This is a genomic window from Kitasatospora sp. NPDC101235 (assembly GCF_044767505.1).
GTDB lineage: Bacteria > Actinomycetota > Actinomycetes > Streptomycetales > Streptomycetaceae > Kitasatospora.
Window position 1 is genome coordinate 1 of sequence record NZ_JBIWNZ010000046.1, and the last position, 21990, is coordinate 21990.

At 70.2% G+C, this 21990-nt stretch carries 16 protein-coding genes and 3 pseudogenes; 12 read left to right on the plus strand and 7 right to left on the minus strand.

Going from position 1 to position 21990, the window contains the following annotated elements:
* Positions 1-1582 (plus strand): annotated as a pseudogene (locus ACIRRH_RS40385) (glycosyl hydrolase); the annotation flags it as partial.
* An 899-nt stretch (positions 1583-2481) separates the two neighbouring features.
* Here ACIRRH_RS40385 and ACIRRH_RS40390 read toward each other — a convergent pair.
* Both ACIRRH_RS40390 and ACIRRH_RS40395 read right to left on the minus strand, forming a co-directional pair.
* Positions 2482-2919: pseudogene (locus ACIRRH_RS40390) on the minus strand (transposase); the annotation flags it as partial.
* A gap of 41 nt (positions 2920-2960) precedes the next feature.
* Positions 2961-3677 carry an NAD(P)-dependent oxidoreductase gene (locus ACIRRH_RS40395; protein WP_403077932.1) on the minus strand — a complete coding sequence of 239 codons (717 nt, stop codon included), beginning with the start codon at positions 3675-3677 and terminating at the stop codon, positions 2961-2963.
* A gap of 93 nt (positions 3678-3770) precedes the next feature.
* On the opposite strand from ACIRRH_RS40395, the gene ACIRRH_RS40400 reads away from it, so the two are divergent.
* Entirely contained in the window at positions 3771-4454 is a 684-nt protein-coding gene (locus tag ACIRRH_RS40400; protein WP_403077934.1) for a TetR/AcrR family transcriptional regulator C-terminal domain-containing protein, read from the plus strand.
* Between the two features lie 110 nt (positions 4455-4564).
* Here ACIRRH_RS40400 and ACIRRH_RS40405 read toward each other — a convergent pair whose 3' ends face one another.
* The gene (locus ACIRRH_RS40405) at positions 4565-4870 is read right to left on the minus strand and encodes a hypothetical protein (RefSeq protein WP_403077936.1); all 306 of its coding nucleotides are present in this window, start codon (positions 4868-4870) and stop codon (positions 4565-4567) included.
* 499 nt (positions 4871-5369) lie between these two features.
* On the opposite strand from ACIRRH_RS40405, the gene ACIRRH_RS40410 reads away from it, so the two are divergent.
* The 8 genes from ACIRRH_RS40410 (at position 5370) to ACIRRH_RS40445 (ending at position 16280) form a co-directional block, all read left to right on the plus strand.
* Positions 5370-5789: a hypothetical protein gene (locus tag ACIRRH_RS40410; RefSeq protein ID WP_403077939.1), complete on the plus strand. Its 420-nt coding sequence runs from the start codon at positions 5370-5372 to the stop codon at positions 5787-5789.
* Between the two features lie 1101 nt (positions 5790-6890).
* Positions 6891-8201, plus strand: coding sequence for a hypothetical protein (locus ACIRRH_RS40415; protein WP_403077942.1), 1311 nt, complete (start codon positions 6891-6893; stop codon positions 8199-8201).
* Between the two features lie 262 nt (positions 8202-8463).
* On the plus strand, positions 8464-9807 hold the full coding sequence (locus ACIRRH_RS40420; protein ID WP_403077944.1) for an APC family permease: 1344 nt from the start codon (positions 8464-8466) through the stop codon (positions 9805-9807).
* A gap of 655 nt (positions 9808-10462) precedes the next feature.
* Positions 10463-11896 (plus strand): AmmeMemoRadiSam system radical SAM enzyme, encoded by a 1434-nt coding sequence (gene amrS, locus ACIRRH_RS40425; RefSeq protein ID WP_403077946.1) that lies wholly within the window; start codon positions 10463-10465, stop codon positions 11894-11896.
* A gap of 32 nt (positions 11897-11928) precedes the next feature.
* Entirely contained in the window at positions 11929-13434 is a 1506-nt protein-coding gene (locus tag ACIRRH_RS40430; protein ID WP_403077949.1) for a radical SAM protein, read from the plus strand.
* Between the two features lie 65 nt (positions 13435-13499).
* Positions 13500-14798 (plus strand): coproporphyrinogen-III oxidase family protein, encoded by a 1299-nt coding sequence (locus ACIRRH_RS40435; RefSeq protein WP_403077951.1) that lies wholly within the window; start codon positions 13500-13502, stop codon positions 14796-14798.
* A gap of 109 nt (positions 14799-14907) precedes the next feature.
* Positions 14908-15540, plus strand: a complete 633-nt coding sequence (locus ACIRRH_RS40440) for a LysE/ArgO family amino acid transporter (RefSeq protein WP_403077954.1) — start codon at positions 14908-14910, stop codon at positions 15538-15540.
* Positions 15541-15599: 59 nt separating this feature from the next.
* Positions 15600-16280: a YitT family protein gene (locus tag ACIRRH_RS40445; protein ID WP_403077957.1), complete on the plus strand. Its 681-nt coding sequence runs from the start codon at positions 15600-15602 to the stop codon at positions 16278-16280.
* 62 nt (positions 16281-16342) lie between these two features.
* Here ACIRRH_RS40445 and ACIRRH_RS40450 read toward each other — a convergent pair.
* From ACIRRH_RS40450 to ACIRRH_RS40465, 4 genes and pseudogenes are all read right to left on the minus strand, one after another.
* Positions 16343-16543 (minus strand): annotated as a pseudogene (locus ACIRRH_RS40450) (transposase); the annotation flags it as partial.
* 566 nt (positions 16544-17109) lie between these two features.
* Positions 17110-17886, minus strand: coding sequence for a hypothetical protein (locus ACIRRH_RS40455; protein WP_403077958.1), 777 nt, complete (start codon positions 17884-17886; stop codon positions 17110-17112).
* Positions 17887-18025: 139 nt separating this feature from the next.
* A complete protein-coding gene (locus ACIRRH_RS40460) occupies positions 18026-18817 on the minus strand; it encodes a class I SAM-dependent methyltransferase (RefSeq protein WP_403077960.1) in 792 nt (263 codons plus the stop codon).
* Positions 18818-19055: 238 nt separating this feature from the next.
* The gene (locus ACIRRH_RS40465; RefSeq protein WP_403077961.1) at positions 19056-19253 is read right to left on the minus strand and encodes a hypothetical protein; all 198 of its coding nucleotides are present in this window, start codon (positions 19251-19253) and stop codon (positions 19056-19058) included.
* A 513-nt stretch (positions 19254-19766) separates the two neighbouring features.
* Between ACIRRH_RS40465 and ACIRRH_RS40470 the strand changes: the two genes are divergently transcribed.
* Both ACIRRH_RS40470 and ACIRRH_RS40475 read left to right on the plus strand, forming a co-directional pair.
* Positions 19767-20039 (plus strand): hypothetical protein, encoded by a 273-nt coding sequence (locus tag ACIRRH_RS40470; protein WP_403077962.1) that lies wholly within the window; start codon positions 19767-19769, stop codon positions 20037-20039.
* A gap of 456 nt (positions 20040-20495) precedes the next feature.
* The gene (locus ACIRRH_RS40475; RefSeq protein WP_403077964.1) at positions 20496-21836 is read left to right on the plus strand and encodes an NADH-quinone oxidoreductase subunit D; all 1341 of its coding nucleotides are present in this window, start codon (positions 20496-20498) and stop codon (positions 21834-21836) included.
* Positions 21837-21990 lie beyond the last annotated feature (154 nt).

Sequence of the window (21990 nt, forward strand, 5' to 3'; positions counted from 1 at the left end):
GGACGGCTCGCGCTACTACGCGATCGACCAGTCCCCGGCCGTCATGGCGAGCGACCCGGACACCGGCCTCAAGGGCATCTACGTCTCCAAGTCCGGCTCCCCGTTGGGCCCGTGGACCCAGATCGCGGACAAGGACAAGCTCAAGAACTCCGGCTCGGCCCTCCAGGACGAGGGATACCAGCCCGGCATCCAGGCCTGGTACAACCAGTTCCTCCAGGTCGACCCGGCCAACCCGGACCACGTCTACGCCGGCCTCGAAGAAGTCCTGGAGACGAAGAACGGCGGCACCAACTGGACCGTCCCGGGCCCGTACTGGAACTTCGGCTTCCCCTGCTGGAGCATCGACCCGGCCAAGCAGACCGGCGACTGCTCGCAGACCACCCATTCCGACCAGCACGCCGTCGCCTTCGGGACGTACAAGGGCAAGACCAGCGTCTACGTCGGCAACGACGGCGGCATCTACAGCCGCCCCGTCAACGGCGCCGCCGACGCCTCCGGCCACGCCACCGACTGGAAGTCCTTGGCGGACGGCACCATCGACACCCTGCAGTACTACTCGGTCGGCGTCGGCAAGGACCCGGCGGACCGCTCCGGGCGGGGCGTGATCGTCAGCGGTGGTCTCCAGGACAACGGCGAGTCGATCCTGCGCGCCCACGACAAGGTCATGGGCTCCAACTTCGGCGGCGACGGTGCCGACACCCTCGTCGACCCGAACAACGGCTGCAACATCGCCGAGGAGTACGTCTACCTCGACATCTGGGTCACCCAGAACTGTGCCGTCAACAGCGGCGTCTGGAAGACCGACCCCAGTAAGGCCACCTCCTACGAGGTCGCCCCGCCGGACAAGGACACCAGCGCGGCCCGCTTCATCGCGCCGATCACCGCCGACCCGAAGGACGGCAACACCTGGATCGCCGGCGGCCAGCACGTCTGGGTGCAGCACAAGGGCTACGCGATTCGCAGCGGCAGCGAGTGGACCAGCGCCTACGACCTGGGTGCCGGCCACGTCGCCACGGCGGTGGCGACCGTCAACGGCACGGTGTACGCGGGCTGGTGCGGCCCGTGCAACAACGTCGGCTTCAGCCGCGGGATCGCGGTCGGCAAGACCGACGGCACCGGCTGGCACCAGCTCAACCTGCCGGTCGACGGCACCCTGCCGAACCGCTACATCTCCTCCTTCGCGGTCGACGAGAACGACGCCCAGCACGTCTTCGTCGCCTTCAACGGCTTCTCGCGGACCTGGACCGAGGGCCCGGGCGCGGGCATCGGCCACCTCTTCGAGACCCACGACGGCGGCACCACCTGGACCGACGTCTCGGCCAACCTCCCCGACGTCCCCACCACCTCGGTCAAGATCCTGCCCAACGGCGGCCTGGCCCTCGGCTCCGACCTCGCCGCCTTCTACCGGGCGCCCGGCGAGACCGACTTCCGGGTGCTGGGCCGCAACCTGCCCACCACCTCCGTCCAGCAGCTCAAGACCGGCCCCGACGGCAAGCTCTACGCCGCCACCTTCGGGCGCGGCATCTGGTCCTTCAACCTTCACAGCCTCGGCCACGGCCGGCGCGACGAGGTCGAGGACTGATCTGCCGTTCCACCGCACAACCGGTGCCCGGCCCGCTCACCCGAGCGCGCCGGGCACCGGCATTCCGGAACCGGGCGAGCGCCGCGCACGTCCAACCCCGGCCCGCACGAGACCCGGAGACACCCCACCGTGAAAAGACCCTTCGCCATCTCGGCCACCGCGCTGCTGCTCGTCCTGACCGCCGGCGCCTGCGGATCCGGCGGAGGCACCGCGCCGACGCCGACCACCACGCCCACCCAGACGACGGCCCCAACGTCGGCAGGTACCTCCAGCCCTACGGCCACCGCCGCCCCCGCCGAGCCGACATCGGCGTCGGTGTCGGGCTCACTCTCGACGGGCGCGAGCACGGCCGCGCCGCCACCTGCCAACAGCCACACCGCCGCACCGAGCCGCACCGCCTCGCAAGGGTCCGCGCCCTCGGGCAGCCACGTGCCCACCACAACTACGCCAAGCCCCGCTCCCACTCTGCCCCCGAACGACGGGGAGAACCCGGTCGACCTCCAGCACCGCCCCAACACCGCCCCCTCCCGTCCGACGGGCTGATCCCCAACCCAGCGCGCACACTGCGGTGTTCGGGCGAAGCCCATCAGTTCGGTGGGCCTCGCTCTTCGCTAGGACGACATCCATTTGTCCGGACGTACCCTGGGCTGGCAGGACTCTCACCACCACCGTGTACGGGTTGTCCTTGGTGATGCCGTCCAGGTCCGCGAGCGCGACGCCGGGATCGGCCTGGTCCATCTCGGTCATCACCTTGTTCTGCAGGGTGGTGCGGGTCCACACCGCCGGGTTGGCAGTGGGCGCCGTCGTGCCACTGGGCGCCACGGCGGCCGAAGCCGTGCTTCCCGGCGCGGAAGCGGCCGTACTCCGAGGCGGGGCCCAGTCGGCGACGGCGACCGGCCGGATGCCGAGGCATGGTCGAGGGCCAGGTGGAGCGAGACGCCCGCCTGGCAGCTGGTGACCTTGCCCGCGGCTCCGGTGTACTGGCGCGGCATGCACGCCGACGCGTCGCCGTCCTTGAGGAACCCCGTGTCGTCGATGATCAGCGCGGTCGGATCGATGGCGTCCTGCATCCGCCAGGGCAAGCGGGCCCGGACATGCGTAGGATCCCAGGGACTTGTCGTGACGAAGCGTGCGAGAGCCTGTCGGTTTCCGTCCTCCCCGAGCCGCGCGGCCATCGGCTCCACCGACTTCCGTTTGCCGTCCAGGAGCAGCCCGCGCACATGAGCCTGCCCTCAATTCCGCTGGTCAGCACGCGTGAACGCTTCGAACAACTCCGCCGTGAACGCTTCCAGGTCCTCCTGGACCTCGGCCGGGCGGGCCGGAGCGCACGCCCCCACGCCTGCCTCCGGCCTTCCGCCGCAGCCGCCCGCGGCAGCCCTCAGCCCTGGCCGCGGGTGCCGCCGGTATGGGCGATCGCGCTGGGGGTCAGGCGGCCGACGATCGCCGGGGCCTCCCGGACGAGGGCGTCCGTGGTCAGCGCCTCCACCATGAACAGCGCGAAGTCCACCCGGCGTGTCAGGTTGCTCGCCAGCACCGGGTCGCCCACGTGCCGGCTCCACACCGGCAGGCCCTGGCTCGTGCCCTCCTCCAGGTCGCTGCCGCGCACCACGGTCCACCGGGTGTCGCTGGCGAACACCCGCCGGCACGCCTCCACCTGGTCGTCGATCTCGACCGCGCGGACGAGCTTGCCCAGCACGGTGGCGATCCGGAGGCCCAGGGTGAACATCCGGGAGTACCGGTCCTTGCCGTCGCGCGTGATGTGCCAGCCGCAGGAGAACACCAGGCGCGCGCCCGGCCGGGCGTGGTCGAGGACCGCCTGCGCCGTACCCGACGCGTACTGCTGCACGCCCCAGGGCACCAGCACCGTCAGCACCCCGTCGCACCCGGCGACCGCCCGGCGGATCACCTCCGGGTCGTTCGTCGCCCCGGGGACGACGGTGATCCGCCCCTCGAACGCGGCCAGCTTCGGCACGCTGCGCTCCCGGCAGACGCCGACCACCTCGTAGCCGCGTTCCAGCGCGTGTCCGACCATGTACTGCCCCAGCTTCCCCGAAGCCCCGATGATGCAGACCTTCTCCACGTGATCCTTGCCCATGGCGCAGCCCCCTCGCGGACATGGCGACCTTATGGTGTAAGGCACGTTAGCCTTACACCGTAAGGCAGTCAATGGACGTGGAGGAGGGGCCGCATGCCCGAGCAAGGCAAGGGCCGGCGCGGGAAACCGGCCCGCACGCCGCTGAGTCGTGAGCGCGTGATCCGGGCGGCGGTGGAGGTGGCGGACGAGAAGGGGTCTGCCGCGCTCACCATGCGGGCCATCGCCCAGCCGCTGGGGGTCCAGGCGATGTCGCTCTACCACCACGTGGCAGGCCGGGAGGAAATCCTCGACGGCATGGTGGACGCGGTGTTCGGCGAGATCGAGCTCCCACCGCACGGCACCGACTGGAAGAGCGCCATGCGTCGGCGCGCGGCCTCCGCGCGCGCCGCCCTCCTGCGCCACCCATGGGCGATCGGCCTCATGGACTCCCGCGCCCAGCCCGGCCCGGCGACCCTGCGCCACCACGACGCCGTCATCGGCGCGCTGCGCGCCGGCGGATTCTCCGTGCCGATGACCGCGCACGCGGTCTCGCTGATCGACAGCTACCTGTACGGCTTCGTGCTCCAGGAGGTCAGCCTGCCGTTCAAGGGCGGGGCGGAGCCGGCCGAGGTCGCGGGTGCCATCCTGAGCGGGCTGCCCGCCGGCGCCTACCCCCACCTCGCCGAGCTGGCCACCGAACACGTCCTCAAGCCCGGCTACGACTATGCCGGCGAGTTCGCCTTCGGCCTCGCCCTCATCCTCGACGCCCTCCACCCGGACGAGGCCCCGGGTGCGTAACCGGCCCGCGCCTCGTGTCCGCGGGACTGTGCCTGCACTTCACCGCCGCACCACGCTGCCCGTCCACACCGGCAGGGCACCGGCACTTCCGGGGCGGTCGGCGGGGGATGTCAGCGAACGCCGTCGGGGTGGAAGCCCGGAGAGCCCAGCTCCCCGAACCAGCTCGGCGGCTCGGACGCGGTGAACGCGACGGTCACCGTGCCCAGCCAGGCCGCGAACGTGGGGAAGTCCGGGGCCGGGTCGGTCCCGTCCTCCCACTCCCCGCCCTCGGCGTAGCGTGCGCGCCCTTCCTGATCGTCCTGGTGGTAGTAGACCGGGTACTCGCCGTTCGCGTCCGGCTGGGTGACATCGAAGCACCAGACCCCCTCGCTGTCCGCGTCGGCGAGGGCGAAACCGACCAGATGGTTGGTGGCCACGGCCCACGTGCTCCGGCAGGTGCCTCACTGAGCACATCGGGACGTATGCCGACAGAGGGTCAAGGACATCGCGAAGGGAGCAATCGTCAAAACCTGCGGGTCTGCTGGCTGGTCTGGCGCGGAGGTGATGGTTCGGTGTCGGTGGGTGGTGTCAGCGTTGTGGCGAGTCGGTCAACGCCGAATCCGCTGATCAGGAGGCGTTGAACGTGTTCAAATTTATTGCCATGATGGGGCCGTTCCAGCAGCAGCCGAGCCGTCGGCGCCCCGACGGCTCGGTGCTTCACTCTGGGCCGGAGGGGGAGGAGGACAACCGCACATGGACAGGGCAGCGATGCGTGCGGGGAGGGCTCGCGGCGCGCATGCCGCGGCCTGGGTGCTCGTACCGGTGTCCCGCATCGCGGCGGCGTCAGGCTGTGGAGCATCCGTTTCAGTTTTCCAACCCCACCGCGTCACCCTGTGAGCGGCGGCCTCTGACGTGGACGGAGACCCCGGACCTGTGATGAAGAAAACCGTACTGGCCGTCGCAGCGGGCTGCGTGCTGGCGCTGGCCATCCTGGCCTTCGTGTTCCTGAACCCCCTCGGCGGTTCGATCAAGACGGAGGAACTCCTGGGCTCCTGGAGCGGCTCCCAGGGGGCGCAGCTGACCCTGCATGAGGACGGCACCCTGTCCGCCGTCAACGTCCCCACCGAGTTCGCGGACGCGGACGCCACTGCTGTCCGGCAGTTCAGCGGTCAGGGGAGCTGGAGTCTGGAAGAGAAGTCCGCCCTGGCAGACCAGGAGATCGGCGTGACGCTCGATGGGCCGGACGGCACCAGGACGAGCGTGCGGCTGCGCGTACGCGGTGACGGCGCCCGCGACGGGATCTACATCCCGGTGTCCGAGGACTCCCCGAAGAAGTTCGTGTTCAGGAAGTCCTGACGCCTCGCGGACGCCACCGAACCGGGGCGGGTGGGGCCGGATCGTCCGGCCCCACCCGCCCTGTCGTCGTTCTCGGCACCGACGACGGACGACGAACGAGGTCCACTTGGACTGCCCGCCGCCGGGCCGAGCAGCGAGCCCGTGGCAGGTAGGTCTCAATCCTCAGGGCCCGGCCGTCGATGCCGGCGGCAAGGGTGTGGAGGCTGAACGGGTCGTCCTGGTGGATCGCGTCGAGCCGTTGCGGAAGCCGCCCTCGGTGGCCGCGCGAACCAGGCGGCCGAGCCGGGTCGACCTCCACGCCGATCCCAGGGAAGAGAAGGTCCGCCACACGCGCCGCATCCATCACGCCCAGGTCATGCCCACCACCCGTTCATGGTCGGCACGGACCCCTCAATCAGCGACAGAGCCCAGAAAGTGATCGCCGACAGAACGGCGGTGTTCGGGACATCCTTCTCAACGCCCTCGGTCTCGACCGCGGGGCGCTGGCATTTTGCGGCACCGTGGCGACGGGCTTGGAGGTGTTCGACGGCTCCACGGGGTGAGCAACCCCGTGGAGGTGGTCGTTCACGCCGCTTCGGCCAGCGGCCTGCCTTCTCAGCGGCCTCGACGGGGGCGTCGATGTCCTGGAGCCGTGTTTCAGCCGCCGGTGGTCACACCCCCACAGTGCATCCCGGTCGGATCGACGTCGACGCCCCGGTTCGGCGGTCGCCGGACGAATAACCGGCTTGCGGCGGGCAGTGGCATTCGGCCATGATCCTCCCCATGCGCGACCTCAACAGGAAGGGCGGCCACCGCCCGAGCAGGTGAGCCCCACCCGCCGCCGACGACCGGCGGCCGGCCCCGTGCCACTACTCACCGGGCGCCCGCACCCGGCTCAGCCGCCGCGGCCAGGTTGCCGCCCCGGCTCCCGCCACCCCGGTTCCGCGCCCTGCCACGTTCACCACCACAGCCACAGCCACGGCCGCGTCCACCACCGCGACCGCGTGCGCGACGGCGCACCCGCCGTCGGCGCACCGGCGCCACGCGCCCCGCCACCCGCGGCCCACGCTGCTCTTGCCTTCGTTCCCCCGTCGACAACAACCCGCCCTGGAGGAAACCCCTGTGACGACGACCTCGCTGGACACCGCCTGGAGCCTCGTGGAGTCCGGTGACCCGGGCGCCGCGATGCGCGAACTGCGCTCGGTCGCACGTGACCTGCCGGCCGCCCAGGTGGCCCCGCTGGTCGAGCGGCTGGCCGCCAGTGCCGGCTTCGACGACCTCGTCGAGGCGGCCCGCACCCTGGTCGCCAAGCCCGCCCACCCCGGCGCGCTCTACCAGTACGGCTACGCCTGCGTCGGACGCGGCGCCTCCTTCCTCGCCGTCCCCGCCCTCGCCGAGGCTCTGCGCGCGGCCGAAGCACCGCCGCGCGGCCTGCTCGCCAAGGTCCGCGGCCGGGCCGACCAGCGGCTTCCGATCATCGCCGAACTCGCCACCGCCCTCGAGGACGAGGAGCGCCACGCCGAGGCCGTCACCTTGCTGCGCGACCACGACACGCTGCTCCGCGACTGGCCCGAGCGCTACCTGCTCGCCTACAACACCCTGATGGCCGGCGACGCCACCGCGGCCCGCACCGCCTTCGACCGCCTGCCGGCCGAGGCCGGCCAGTGGCAGCCCGCCGCCGACCGGCTGCGCCGCTCCCTCGACCGCGCCACGGCCGTCGCCGCCACCGCGCAGCCCGGCGGCCCCGACCCGCTCCACCACCAGGCCCTGCGCGCCTGGCACTTCACCCTCACCGGCGGCCTGCTCACCACCCTGTCCCCGTACGGCTGGGACGCCGGGATGACCGGCCGCTACGCCTTCCTCCAGGACAGCTACGCGCTCTGCCGCCAAGGCCTGGAGCGGTTGCGGGTGATCCTGGAGGCGACCGGGACGCGCCCGCACTCGGTCTCCCTGCTGCCCGGCCGCGCAGACCGCGCGCTCGGCCTGGCCGCCGCCGACCTGCTCGGTCTGCCCGTCCAGCCCTACCGGCCGGGCACGGCGAACACCGTGGTGGTGGCCTACGACCTGAGCGAGGCGGACGACGAACTGCTCTCCCGCCTGAACGGGCGCGCACCGGGCGAGGTGCTGTACGAGCACGCGACCTGCTGGACCGAGGCGCCCGGCGTCGCAGCCGACGTCTGCGGCCTGCTCGGCCAGACGATCCTCGCGCCCTGGGAGCCGCTCGGCGGGGAGCCGGACGAGCGGACCGCCGAAGAACTGGCGGCCGACATCAGCTCCGCCGACCCGACCCCGGACCCCGGCGACGGCGAGACCCCGGCCGACCCGGACGAGGCACTGGCCGCCTTCGCCCGCGCGGTCGCCCCTCGCTGGCTGACCGGTCCGCGCGACCGCTGCCGCTCCGCCGGCCCGGTGCGCAGCTCCCGCTTCGCCTGAGCGACACGACGGAACATCACGCCGTTCGGCTGACAAGCTCCTTCACGATGTCGATGACGTCGTTCTCGCTGCGCCACTCCAGGCGGAGGTGGTGCAGCTGATCGGGGTGCCGCTGCTGATGGTGGAGGTCGACCGCTCCACCATGGCCCCGGCCCGGGTGGAGGCGAAGTTCCGGCTTATCGCGAGCCGTTCCGTGCCAGGGGCCGGAACAACGACCCGGCCCTCGCCGACGAGTTCCCGGCCGGCCAGATGACGCACGGGGGTGGCCGGACCTGGCCCGGCCACCCCCGTACCGGGTACCCGCCGGTCGCCCTGGTTCTTCGCCCTGTTCGGCGCCACCCCCACCCCGGCCGAGCTGGTGCTGGCCTCGGTCGCGTTCACGCTCGGCTGCGCCCTGGTCAACGCCTACGGCATCAACCTGCTGCGCTGGTTCGTCTCGCTCGGCATCGCCGCCGAGGCGATCGCCTCGGTGCTGGTCGGCCTCGCGCTACTGGTGTTCTTCCGCAAGCACGGCTTCGGGACGCTCTTCGACACCCTGGGCGCGCCGGCCACCGGCAGCAGCAACCTGATGTCCTTCCTCGCCGTGATCGCGGTCGGCGGCTGGGCCTTCATCGGCTTCGACGCCTGCGTCTCCACCGCCGAGGAGACCAAGGACGCCAGCCGCCAGGTGCCGCGGGCGATGTTCTGGGCGCTGCTGAGCGTCGGAGCCGTGGTGATCCTGAACGCCGTCTCGGTCACGCTCGCCCATCCCGACCCGGCCGCCGTGGTGGCCGGGCAGGACCTCGACCCGGTGACCACCGCCGTCACCGCGGGATTCGGCGACTGGTCGGCCAAGCCGTTCGTCCTGGTGGTGCTGGTCGGCTTCACCGCCTGCCTGATGGCCTCGCAGGGCGGCGCGGCCCGCGGCCTGTACTCGCTGGCCCGGGACGGCGCCTTCCCGTTTTCCGCCCAGGTGCGCAAGGTCAACAAGCACAAGGCGCCGATCGGCGGCCTGGTGACGGCGGTCCTGGTCAGCTGCGCCGCGTTGCCGCTCGGGCTGAAGACCGCCGCCATGGGCAGCCTGATCAGCTTCGGTTCGGCGGCCACCTTCCTGCCGTTCTTCCTGCTGACCGCTGTCGCCTTGGCCGCTCGGCTGCGTGGCCGCTGGCAGCCGGCCGGTGCCGTCTCGTTCGGCCGGTTCGGCACCGTGCTGAACGCGCTCGCGGTGGCCTGGACGGGCCTTGAGGTGGTCAACATCTGCTGGCCGCGGAGCGTGCTGGCACCGCCCGGTGCTCCCTGGTACCAGGTCTGGGCTGCACTGCTCGGCACTGGTGTGGTGCTGCTGGCCGGCGCCGGATACCTGGTCGATCCGGACCAGGTTCGGGTGCCGCAGCGCGGTGCCGCCGGCGGGCGGCGCGGGGGAGTACTTGATCACGGCGAGCTCACCGGAGGCGTCCGAGCGGACCAGCGCGACCCGGTTCCGACCGGAACCGAGTGGCCGGATCTCCGTCCACCCCGGTACCCGCCACCCAGGCACCGGCCGACCCGACGACGACCGGTCCTGGTCCGAACCCTCCGGCATGCCCGCTCCCCCGAGTCGGCGGCATTTCGTGGCCACTCGGCGTAGGGCTGACAGAACTCCTTTGTGCATGGGGTGGAGTTGACGATCAATCAGAGTCGACCGGACCCACCGGGGCCGGTGCGGGGCGAGCGGCGGCTGCGGCGGGCGCATCGTTCTGTGACAGCTGGTTATTCCCCTGGAGAGCGGCGATTTTCGGCCACCTTCGACGGCGTACAGTCCGGGCCGCGCCGCCGCCCGGATCGGCCTCCGCCGACGCTTGGCCGGGGAATCCACTGGCCACGGGTCAGATCGCCGGAAGTGAGGCTGGCCTAACCCACGCCGCGACCGGATCGAAGGGCGCTGTCCACTTCGGGGTACCGGCCGGATCCGGTGCTCCGTCGGCTCCTTGACAGGTACTCGCGGATCCGGTGAAGCTCATCGCGGTAACCAGCACGATTCCCATGGTTCTCCCGCTCCACTTCGGCCCTTTCCGCGAGGCGATCCCTCCGGCGGCGCCTTCGTCCGGGGGAGAGTGGGAGATGAGGGCGGGCGCAGGCTCCCCATCGATCCGACCGTCGAATCCGGAGTCGCATCCGGAGCCGAATTCCGTACCACGGCGCCGGAATCCCGGATCCCCCGACGGCGTCGCACCGGTCGGCCCGCCCCCGAGGACCCGTGCGCCAACCCGTCGCCTCCGTACCACCGCACGGAAGGAACAGCCATGTCGCAGAGGACCTGGGACAACCAACCGCGCCCGGCCCGGCTGGAGGAGCGCCTGGACGACGACGTCGTCCGATGTCATCTCAGCCCCCGGAACTGCCGGATACGCCCCGGCCAGCACGGATTCTGCATGGTCCGGGCCAATCGGGACGGCCGTCTGGTGACCCTGAACTACGGGCGCTCCGTCCACGCCACCGAGGAGACCATCGAGACCGAGGCGGTGTTCCACTACGCGCCCGGCGCCCGGATCCTCTCCATGGGCAACGTCGGCTGCATGCTGAACTGCGACTACTGCCACAACTGGAAGACGTCGCAGGCGCGCCACGTGGAGGACAAGGACGTCTACCACTACACGCCCGAGGAAGTCGTGGACATCGCCGTCCGGCACGGCATCAAGGTCATCTCCTGGACCTACAACGACCCGGTGGTGTGGCACGAGTTCGTGGTCGAGACGGCGGCCCTCGCCAAGGCGGCCGGAATCGTCAACCTCTACAAGTCCGCGTTCTTCATCAGCGGTGAGGCGATCGAGGAACTGATCCCGGTCATCGACATCTTCTCGGTGTCGATCAAGTCCCTGGACCCGAAGTACTACCGGAAGATCACCAAGGGGTGGCTGGAACCGGTCCTGGAGGGCACCGAGCAGGTGTTCCGGGCCGGCAAGCACGTCGAGGTCTCCACGCTGATGGTCACCGACCTCAGCGACGACGAGACGACCGCCCGGGAGATGGCGACCTTCGTCGGCGAGCGGCTCAGCCCCGACGTGCCCACGCACTTCGTGCGCTTCCACCCGGACTACAAGATGACCGACACCATCCGCACCCCGGTCGACCGGCTGGAACGGGCCCGCAAGATCGCCCTGGACATGGGGCTGAACCACGTCTACCTGGGGAACGTGTACGACACCGAGTCGACCAACACCTGGTGCCACCGGTGCGGCCAGCTCCAGATCACCCGGTACGGCCTCAACGCCGACCTGGTCGGCCTGGACCGGGACGGCGCCTGCGTCGGGTGCGGTGCCCGCGCCCCGATCGTCCTGCTGCCCGACGCCCGGTCGCGAACCCGGGTGCCGGAACTCCCCGCCGAGGGCCTGGACCTGGCCCGCTTCGACTGGCACGGCGACGTCCGCGCCCTGCACGTCCAGGTGCGCAACGCCTCCGACGCGCCGGTGCGGGCCTACCACCGCCGCTACGGCGACCCGGCCGCGGAGCAGTCGTGGCAGGTCATCGACCTGGCCCCGCAGGAGAGCTTCCGGTACATCGCCGCCAAGAGCACGGCGGGCGAGGTCGGCGTCCAGGTGGCCGTCCCCTCGCAGTGCACCTCCAGCCTCCACCAGGTCTTCGACCGCGCCCACTTCCCGACCGTGGAGGCCTCCGCCGGGACGCTGAACGAGGACGTCTCGCCGCTGCCCCTCTTCCAGCCCCGCACCAGGTCATGACCGGCCCCGCGCACGCGACGGAGCGGGGTGCGATGCGGCATGGAACCGACTACCGCGTCCTGCCGTTCAGCGACGACACCTCGGCCGTCCTGATCACCGGGAGCCACCGGCTGCTGCTCGCCCCGGCGGACACCGCCGAGCGGTTGGCGGCCGGCGTGGAGAACCTGCTGCTCGACGAGCGACGGGCGTGGGAGAGGCTGCAGGCCGGCGCCGAATCCGGCCGCGAGGCCAACCGCGTCCGCCTCCGGGAGGGCGCGCTGTCGGACGGCGCCGACTTCGCGGTCAACGTCAACCTGACGAACGTGTGCAACCTCGCCTGCACCTACTGCTTCGCCGAGGGCGGCGACTACGGCCGCATCACCGAGGCCATGGGCGAGCACTCGATCGCCTGGATCTTCGACTTCATCGACCGCTACGCCGCGCCCGGGCAGCGGGTCCGCTTCGAGTTCTTCGGCGGGGAGCCGCTGGCCAACTTCGAGGTGATCCGCAGGATCTGCGAGCGCGCCCGCGACCTCACCGCACGCACGGGCACCGAGTTCGTCCACCGGATCTCGACCAACCTCACCCTGATGCCCCAGGGCATCGAGGAGCTCTTCCGGGACTACGGCTTCATCGTCTCGGTCTCGATCGACGGCGGCCGCGAGGTCCAGGACGCCAACCGCCCGTCCAAGAACGGGAAGGGGTCCTACGACCGGATCATCCGCAACCTGTTCCGGCTGCGCGAGGCCTGCGGCGACGACGTCACCCTGGTCGCGCGGATGACCATCGCGACCGCGGAGCCCAGCCTCACCGACAACGTGCTCGACCTCTGGAACCTCGACCTCTTCGACTACTTCCAGATCTATCCGGGCGTCTACCCCGTGGACCAGGGCACCACGGTGCCCATCGCCCTCACCCTGGGGGACCGCAAGCTCTCCGAACCCAAGGGCATCCAGTACATCAACCACTTCCTCCAGCCCGGCATCGTGGAGCAGTTCAAGGACTTCCTGGTGCACTACCCGCGGCTGTTCGCCGCCGACAACCGGTTCAAGGGCGTGCTGGAGTACGAGCGCACGGTACAGATGATCACCGAGGGGTCGGCGGCGCTGGCGTTCTGCTCGGGCGGCCGGACGTACTACACCCACTCCCCCGACGGCAGCATCAGCCCGTGCCACCGCCTGGTCGGCGACCAGGGCTTCGACGTGGGCACCGGGGCCGAGGGCCTCACCCGGGACCACCCCGAGTGGCGGCGCACCGTCGACGAGCACCGGGTGTGCGGGGCCTGCTGGGCCCGCTACCTGTGCGGCGGGGGCTGCCGGCAGGAGAACCACGTGGCGTCCGGCGACGTGAACGAGCTCAACACCGAGTCCTGCCAGTACCAGCTGATGCTCGCCGAAGAGGTCGTCAAGATGCTGGCGAGGTCCGCCGCCGACTACCGCGAGCGGTCGCGGACGCGCTACGACGACCTCTTCGTCTCCTGCGGACGCCCAGTGGTCCCCAACGACCGGCCGGCCCTCGATGCGGCCGCCGACGTCCGACCGTTCCAGGTCCTCTGCTGACGGGCTCCGGTCCCGGATCCGTCACCCACCACGCCAGGCCGGCCCCGACGAAGGAGCGACCGCAGATGGCCGAGAAGATCATCCGGCGGAACATCCACACCTATCCGTTCAAATACCGGCACCACGAGTACGACGAGTACTTCCGCGCCGAGAACGCGGTGCTGTACCTGCACGTCCCGTTCTGCATCACCAAGTGCGGATTCTGCGACTACACGGTCTACATCAACCGGAACGAGCAGCATTTCGCCCAGTACGTCGACGCGCTGGAGCGCGAGGTCCGCGCGTTCGCCGCCAATCGCGCCTTCCCCGCGTTCCGGGTCGACGCGGTGTACTTCGGCGGCGGCACGCCGGGCATCCTCACCGGCGACCAGACGGCACGGCTGCTGGACGTCTGCCGGGAGTCGTTCGAATTCAACGAAGGCGCGGAGATCGGCCTGGAATTCGACCCCTCGACGGTCGACGAGGCCAAGATCGCGCGCATGCGGGAGGCCGGGTTCACCCGGCTCAGCGTCGGCGTCCAGGCCTTCGACGACCGGCTGCTGGCGATCTGCAACCGCTCGCACGACCGCGCCACCGCGGAACGGGCCTTCCGCACCGTCGTCGACGGCGGATTCACCCACACCAACATCGACCTGATCTTCCCGCTCCCGGACCAGTCCGTGGACGACTGGAAGCGCAGCGTGGACCGCGCCATCGAACTCGAACCGGCCTGCATCACGGCCTACGGCCTGGAGATCTGGCCGAAGACGGCGTTCCACTCGCTCATCACGTCCGGCAAGATGGCGCTCCCCACGGCCCAGGACGAGCGGCGCATGTACGAGTACGCCATCGACGCCCTGGAGGCGGCGGGGTTCGTCCGGCGCAGCTCGACCGGCTACTTCCACCCCGACCGCTGCGCCGACTACTCGCGCTTCCTGGAGTACTACTGGCGGACCTGGCCCATGATCGGATTCGGCGTCTCGTCGAAGAGCGTGATCCACGACCGGCTGTTCGTCAACGTCAAGCCGCTGAAAAAGTACTACGAGATGGTGGAAGGCGGTCGGATCCCGCTGGATTTCGCCACCTACCTCACCAAGGAACAGGAGATGCGCCGCGTCATGATCCGCGGCCTCAAGATGTGCGAGGTCAACCGGCCGGATTTCCGGCAACGGTTCGGCGTCACCATGGAGACGGTCTTCGGACCGGAAATCGAACAGCTCATCGACAAGGGCTGGCTGGAGCCGCGCGGTACGGACGTGTACGCCCTGACCAGGCTCGGCCAGTTGTTGTCGACCAATGTGTACGAGCTGTTCTACGCGCCCGAAGACCTGAGCCCGGCCGAAGGCGATGAGGTACGGTTCGGCATATCGGAACTCGTCGAATGACCTGATCGGCGGATGTTGTGACGAGAGGGCAGAGCGAATTGTCGCGCACGTGCTCGCACCAGGACTTAGGCCGGATCGGAATGACCCCGGTGACCTGCGGGGGCGGACGGTGAACATCCTCCCCGCGTGGTTCGCCGGGCTCAGCCTCGGCTTCCTGGTCGCTCTGCCCCTCGGCCCCATCGGCCTGCTGTGCGTGCGCAGCGTCCTGCGCGACGGCTTCCCGACCGGCTGGGCGATCGGCCTGGGCGCGGCACTGGTGGACGTCACCTACGCCGGCCTGGGCCTGGCCGGAGTCGGCAGGCTGCTGGACGTCCCGGCGCTGCGGACGGGTCTGGGCCTGGCCGGGGCGGCGGTGCTCGTGTACATCGGCGCGCGCTCGCTGCGCTCCGCCTTCCAGGTCAAGAAGGCCGCCGAGGACGAGCGGAACCCGGAGGCGGTCCGCCCGCTGGCGGCGTTCCGTACCGCGCTGGCGGCCACCGCCTCCAACCCGGCGACGATCGGCTACTGGGCCGCCGCCTTCGCCGCGGCCACGGCGGCGAACGTCACCGGGACGCTGCCCGCCTCGGTTTCCATGCTCGTCGGCGTCGGCTGCGGCACGCTGCTGTGGTTCACCCTGCTGAGCACCGGCGTGCTGGTGTTCCGCCGACGGTTCAGCGCTCGGCTGCTGAAGGGAGTCGACCTGGTCGCCGGGGTCGGCGTCATCCTCTTCGGTGGCTTCCTCGCCTACCAGTCGCTCGCCTGAACCCGCTCCCCGCCTCCGGAGTGATCGCGGGCCGGGCGCCCGCTCTCCTGGAGGAACCCATGACCACCCACCATCCCCTCGGCACCGCACCGGACGGGAACCCGCGCCGGCTGGGCGAGTTACTGCCCCGGGCCCTGGTGTACCTGGCCGGCTGCCTGGTCTTCTCGCTGGGCGCCCACTGCTTCATCCAGTCGAACCTGGGTACCGATCCGCTCGACGTCTTCTCGCTCGGGGTGCTCAGATACCTGCCGCTCACCATCGGGATCTGCCAGGCGGCCGTCGCGGTGGTGTGCATCGGGGCGTGGGCGGTGTGGAACCGCAAGCGCCCGGTGGTCTCGCCCTTCGTGACCTTCTTTCTGTGCGGCAGCCTGATCGACCTCTTCCAATGGCTGCGGCCGGTGGCCTGGTTGGGGCTGCGGAGCTACCCGCTGATGCTGCTCGGCGCGCTGCTGTGCGCGTACGCGTCGGCGCTGATCATCATGAGCGGCTTCGGGATCCGCGCCATCGACCTGCTGGCGATCACCATCCGGCACCGCCGGACCTGGCCCTTCTGGTGCGCGAAGGGACTGATCGAGGGCGTGCTGCTGCTCTCCGGATGGCTGCTGGGCGGGCCGGTGGGCGTGGGCACGGTGGCCTTCCTGGTCTTCGTGGACCTGCTCATCGAACCCTTCGTACGGTTCAACCGGCGCTTCCTCGACATCCCGGACCACGGCTTCGCGGTCGCCCTGGCGGCGCCCTGAGCCGGGCGGCACCACCAACGAGCCGGGGTGTCCGCGCCGGTGTCGCCGCTCTCCGGTCCGGTCAGGAGGGTGCGGAGGCGGTTGACGGTGCGGGTGCGGTCGGCGACCAGGTCCGTTCGGTGGGCGGTGAGGAGCTTGAGGTCGGTGGCGATCTCGTCGCCGGATCGCAGGGGTTGCAGGTCGCGGCGGATGCGGGTCTGGTCTGCGATCACCGCCGCGTCCTTGGCGTCGGTCCTGCCCTTGCCGCGGTGCGGTGGCGTGGCACTGGCACCGGGCGTAGCGTCGGCCCGAGGAATGTTCTGCCGAGCAGGCTCGGGCGGGATCGCCTACTTCGGTGTGCTCCGGGCCGGCGGCGTCGCACTCGCACGAGGGACACCCCTGATTCGGGCTGGGCCCGGCGGCGCACAGGCCGTGCGGCTTTCACAAGGGCACAAGTGGCTCCCGTTCCCACTGCCCGAGTGGCTCTCATTCGCGGCTCTGGCTCAACTTCTGGATGCCGTTGGTGATCTTCACCGGTGCGAGTGAGGTTGTCGCCGATCTGCATTCGCCAGCCCTGGTTGCTTGCTGTCCTGGCTTGGAGGTTCGGGCTGGACAGAGGGGTGCACCGCGGTGGCGATGGGTTCCTGGTCCGGGTGGGATATCCCGGCGCAGACCGCCGGCACCGTCGGCCGGACTTGGCAGGCCCTGGATCCGGGGGAGGCCGGCACCGTGGAGGTCGCCCGGTCACTCGCCTCGACGAAGTCGTTTTGCTCTGACCAGTGCAGGCGCAGCCGCGGTGCTGGTGGGGTCAGTCCGGTGAACGGCCCCACCAGACGTCGTCCTTGTAGTGTCAGCTGCCGAGGCTCTCGGCGACGTGGATGAGATCTGCGTCCGAGAGCCGTGGTGGGGCACCGGTGGCGACAATAAAGGTATAGGTCCCATCCGACCACGTCAGCGAACGGGGACCGCCGTTGGGGTCCGGTTGCGTGAAGGTCGCGGGGTGACCCTTGACTGTGACGGCCCGGCCGTCCGGTGGCGTGCTGTTCCGGAGGGTCTGGCTGATGATCAGGTGTCCGTGTACGTCGGGCCCCGTGCCCAGCTGGTAGCCGATGGCCCAGGCGGGGGTGCCGGTCGGTAGTGGGGCCACGCCGGGCAGGTCGACCATCTCGCCTGCGGGGGAGGGGTAGTAGTTCTCTGGCAGGAACGTGGGCCGGAGGAGGTTGCGCTCGTCGAAGTGTATGGCGGGCTTGCCGGTGGCGTCGTTCAGCGTCTTGGAACCGAGCGGCTTGTTCAGGTGGGTGGTGATCTGTCCGTAGCCGCCAGGGTCGCAGAAGCCCGGGGCGACCGTGTGCCGCAGGGAGACCTTCACCGCGTTGGCGGACTCGCGTACCACGAGCTTGGGTTGCTTCTCGCAGCCCCAGCCGATGCTGAGCGTCAGGCTCTGGCCGTCGGAGCTGACCAGCAGTGGGTAGCCGGCCACGGGGCCTTCGTAGACCTTGGTTTCCGGGCCCCGGTTGATCCATGTGTTGATGGCGAACCCGCCACCGAGAACGGCCATGGCAGCTACGACGGTCAAGCGATTCCGTCGTCCGCGCTTCGACATCTGGCGGGCGGTACTTTGCGTCACGGGCCCTCCCCGGCAGCCACGGCCATGCTTGCGGCACGGAGTGTGCGAAGTCAAGCGGGCTGGGAACCGGTACTTATTGAAGATCCACCATCCTGAATTGGCTGGTCAGGGTGCTGGCATGGCGCGGGTCGCGGCTGGGTCAGCCTGGCTTCACCGCCAGCGTCGCAAAATAGTTCGACATGTATTGGGCGGATGTGTTGGATTGGTGCGGTGCTTCCGCGAAGCCGGTGAGGACGAACCCCGCGGCGAGTTGCCCGCCGATCTGGCCGGTGAGGGTGTGACTGTATTCAAGAGGGGCATCCGCGCCGAACTTCGTGGCGCGTTCCTCGGCGGAGTACTGCGTGACATCGCTGTAGGGCAGCTTGTGTACGACGACCAGCTCGCCGCGCTCGTCGAGGGCCTCGTGGTCGAACAAGTACACATCAGGGTTGAGGAAGCCCACGAGCAGAGTTCCGCCCGGTCGCAGGACGCGGAAGCACTCACGCCACACCGGCGCCAAGTCGGGTACAAATACGTTCGAGACCGGGTGGAACACAACGTCGAATGCTGCGTTGCCGAAGGCGCTGAGGTCGCGCATGTCACCCAGGACGGTGCGCAGCTCAAGTCCGTCGCGCGCCGCCACCATCTGGTCCTGGCCGAGCTGGCGGGGCGAGTTGTCGAACACGGTGACCCGCGCCCCTGCGGCGGCGAGGATCGGACCCTGCTGGCCACCGCCGGAGGCCAGGCACAACACGTCCTTGCCGGTCAGGTCCGTCGGCAGCCAGGAGCGGTCGACTGGCTCACGCCCGATGAGAACAATCGACCAGTCGCCCATGCGGGCGCGCTCGACATCCTCAGCACTCACCGGCCTCGTCCACTCGTTGCCCTCCTGGACATACTTGTCCCAGGCTGCCCGATTATGGACACCGGGGTCGACGACAATGTCCTGCACGTTTAACTCCCTGCTACAGCCAAGCGGACACCAGCGGTACTGACAGTTCGATGCCGACAGCCAACACGATCACAGGTGTGGGCTCAACGAAATTAGCGGGCGTCAAAGGTGCCCACGGGCTCGCCGGGTGGTCGCGCAGCGGGTGCGTAAGCGCTGGGTCGTGACGAGGCACCCCCGGTGGCGGTTGGGATCGTGTGACGAATACCAACAAACCCTCCGAGGGTGCCGAATCCCTTGACTAGCAGTGCCGCCTGCCGCTGTCCACGAACACCGTCAACTCGATCGACTTCTTCACCGGCACTGTCGTCGCCGTCGGCACCGCGATCGTCACCACCGTGGTCGTCGAAGGTATCCCGGTGGTGGTCGGCACCGCTACCGCCGTCGACTCCGGCATCGTCGCCGGTACCGGCGCCGTGATCGACCTCGCCGACGACATCTACAACCTCATCAACGACACCGTGGCACCCTCGGCCATCTCACAGCCCTTGACGATGTTGTCGTACTCGACTCCCACACCGGTGCGCTCGTCCACCGCCTGTTGCGCAGCCGGTCGGCAGTGCCTCGCCGGAGGGGTCCGCGACGGCCGCCCGCGCCCGGGCGCTGCGTCTGCTGGTCGTCCCGCGCTCGACGAGCACGGTGCGCTACCCGGCGGTGACGCCCCTCCGGCGGAGGGCGGCATCTCCGGCATCTCCCACCCGGAGTCCGTGGAACTCCGGGTGGCTTCCGCAAGGCGGCAGTCCCCGGACACCTTCCGGGAGAACACAGGGCCGCCGGTTACCGCCAGTGCCGACGCCCGACGCCCGGGGCCACCTTGCTGCCGCCCGTATCTCCACGGTAGAGCGGGCGGCCCACAGCGGCAGGTCAGCCCGGCCACGCCCCCCCCGCGGAGTCCACAGCCGGGCGACATGGCGGCTGGCGCCGTGGCACCAGTCAAGCGAGCATCGATGCCATGACGGAACCCGAGCCTGCACCGGTGAGCCATGACGCCCATTACCTTGGCGCGACAGCCCGCCTCTACGGTTGGCAGGTCATGCGCGAGCAGGACGGGGCGATGCGGTTCTCACTGCTCGACTGGACGCTGCGAGTGGAATTCTCCCCGGACGGCCGATTCTCGTCCGCCAGAGCGAACGGTCCCGGCAGCGCGGACACCCAGTTGGACTTACGGACCGTGCTCGACGCGCTCGAAGAGTACGGCAGCCCTGCACGGCCCAAGGAGTCCTGAATCACCGGCCCTCGGCCAACGCCAGCCCGACTGGAAGGACGAGGGGCGGGTACGCAACCGGCACGTGGGCGCCCGCTGCGGCCGATCAAGCGGCAGCCAGTCATGGATGTGCTCGCTCTTCGCGCTTCCGGCGGCAAGCCGCTGCGTTCCGGCTGTGCGGGCCGTCCCGCCGGACCTTCGGCGTGGTGCGTGCCGATCACGAAACGGTCTGCCCGGCCCAGAACCCCCTGACTGTTCCGCGGTATGGCCCTGGCTGGTGCGCTGCCGGTCCGGCCGGGTGTTCATGGCAGATGTGCGCGATCCTGGATTTGAGCAGCACATGCCGCCAGGTCGTGCCCATGCGGCTGGCGCGAGGGCCGGTCGGCTGAGACGGGCTGCGGCCCGTCGTGCCCGATCGCGCGCCGCGACACGGGCACACAGGCGCGACCGGCGACCCGAGCGGAGGCCCTACGGCTGATGAGCGGCATCGAGCATGAGTCGGCAGGAGCGCGGGATACGACCGAGGGCCGCGTCTACACCGTCACCGGTGGCGACTGGGACGAGGTCGCCGGCGCCGCGCCGCGACGAGAACGGCCGGACGACGAGCGGATCATCGTCAACATGGGTCCGCAGCACCCGTCCACGCACGGCGTGCTGCGCCTGATCCTGGAGATCGACGGCGAGACGGTGAAGGAGGCCCGCTGCGGCATCGGCTACCTCCACACCGGCATCGAGAAGAACATGGAGTTCCGCAACTGGGTCCAGGGCACCACCTTCGTGACCCGCATGGACTACCTGACCCCGCTGTTCAACGAGACCGCCTACTGCCTCGCGGTGGAGAAGCTGCTCGGGATCACCGAGCAGGTCCCGGAGCGGGCGAGCGTGATCCGGGTGATGATGATGGAGCTCAACCGGATCTCCTCGCACCTGGTGGCGCTGGCCGCCGGCGGGATGGAGATCGGCTCCACCACGCTGATGGTGTACGGCTTCCGGGACCGCGAGGTCATCCTCGACATCTTCGAGCTGGTGACGGGCCTGCGCATGAACCACGGCTACGTCCGGCCGGGCGGCTTGGCGCAGGACCTGCCCCCGGGTGCACCGGACCAGATTCGCAAGGGCGTGAAGCTGCTGCGCTCGCGGATGCCGGAGTACGACAAGCTGGCGACCAAGAACCCGGCGTTCAAGGCCCGTCTGGTCGACGTCGGCCACCTGGACCTGCCCGGCTGCCTGGCGCTCGGCGCCACCGGGCCGATCCTGCGGGCCACCGGGCTGCCGCACGACCTGCGCAAGACCGACCCGTACTGCGGGTACGAGAAGTACGAGTTCGAGGTCGCGGTGGCCGACACCGCGGACTCCTACGGCCGGTTCCTGATCCGGCTGGAGGAGATGCGCCAATCGCTGCGGATCGTCGAGCAGTGCCTGGACCGGCTGGCCCCCGGCCCGGTCATGGTGGGCGACAAGAAGATCGCCTGGCCCGCCCAACTGGCCGTGGGCCCGGACGGGTTGGGAAACTCGCTGGACCACATCCGAAAGATCATGGGCGAGTCCATGGAGGCGCTGATCCATCACTTCAAGCTGGTGACGGAGGGCTTCCGCGTTCCTGCGGGGCAGGCCTATGTGGCGGTCGAGTCCGCCAGGGGTGAGCTGGGCGTGCATGTCGTCTCCGACGGCGGCGCGCGGCCGTACCGGGTGCACTTCCGCGATCCGAGCTTCACCAACCTGCAGGCGATGGCCGCGATGTGCGAGGGCGGGCAGGTCGCGGACGTCATCGTCGCGGTGGCAAGCATCGACCCGGTCATGGGAGGCGTGGACCGCTGAGAGCGGTCGCACCGCGAACGTGCCGTCAGGCCGCCCGCGCGGACGCGGGCGCGGTGTCACGGGCGCGGAAGACGGCGGCCTCCGAGGCGGGTCCGGCGGACCGGGAGGCCACGGCGGCGGCGAGGTTCCCGGCCGGTCCGCTTGCGGTGCTCGA